The following is a 1,046-nucleotide window of genomic DNA, read 5'->3' as shown; positions in this document are numbered from 1 at the left end:
TCGGCGCCCTGCTGCTTGACGACGAATGCCTTCGGGACCTCCTCGCCCTCGTCGTCGAGGACACCGATGACGGCGGCGTCGGCGACCTGCGGGTGGGTCAGCAGCAGCGCCTCGAGTTCGGCGGGCGGCACCTGGTAGCCCTTGTACTTGATCAGCTCCTTCATCCGGTCCACGATCGTCACCACCCCCTCCGGGTCGACGGTGGCGATGTCCCCGGTGTGCAGGTACCCGTCCGCGTCCAGGGTTTCCGCGGTGGCCTGCTCGTTGCCGAGGTACCCGGCCATGATGTTGGGGCCCTTGCACCACAACTCGCCCGGGGCGCTGACCCCGTCGGTGGGGTAGGCGATCTCGTCGCCGGTGGCGGGGTCGACGAGTTTGCATTCCATGTTCGCCACCGACGGCCCGACCGAGTCCAGGGCGATGTCGTCGCGGTCGAACGGGATGGCGTGCGAGACCGGGCTCATCTCGGACATGCCGTAGCCCTGCCGGACCCGGCAGCCGAGCCGGTGCGCGACGGCCTTGCCCAGTTCCTGATCGAGGGGGGCGGCGCCGGAGAAGATCGAATGCACCGACGACAGGTCGTACTCGTCGACCAGCGGATGCTTGGCCAACGCGACCGCGACCGGTGGGGCGATGAACACGTACGTGCATTTCTGGGCGGAGACGATGGACAGGAACTCGACCAGGTCGAACTTCGGCATCGTCACCAGCGCGGCCCGGTTGAACAGGGCCGCGTTGAGCAGCACCGTCATCCCGTAGATGTGGAAGAACGGCAGCACCGCGAGGAGTTTGTCGTCGGCGCCGATGCCCATCCGCGGGTTGATCTGGCACACGTTCGCGACCAGGTTGCGGTGGGTGAGCATCACCCCCTTCGGGCGGCCGGTGGTCCCGGACGAATACGGCAGCACCGCCAGCTGGGTGGCCGGGTCGAACGACACCTCCGGCGCCGGCGCACCCGCGGTGAGCAGGTCGGTCAGCGACGGGTGCCCGTCGGCGCCGTCGAGGACGATCACATTCTCGGTGGGGATCCCGACCCTCGCGGCGGC

At 68.7% G+C, this 1,046-nt stretch carries 1 protein-coding gene; it reads right to left on the bottom strand.

Going from position 1 to position 1,046, the window contains the following annotated elements:
* Positions 1-1,046, bottom strand: a 1,046-nt coding sequence (locus ACFTWF_RS45075; RefSeq protein ID WP_378467540.1) for an AMP-binding protein, incomplete at both ends; no start/stop codon positions are given.

This window comes from Rhodococcus sp. NPDC056960 (assembly GCF_042674125.1).
GTDB lineage: Bacteria > Actinomycetota > Actinomycetes > Mycobacteriales > Mycobacteriaceae > Rhodococcus_F.
Note: the sequence above shows the minus strand (reverse complement) of the source record. Positions and strands in the feature narration are given on the sequence as shown.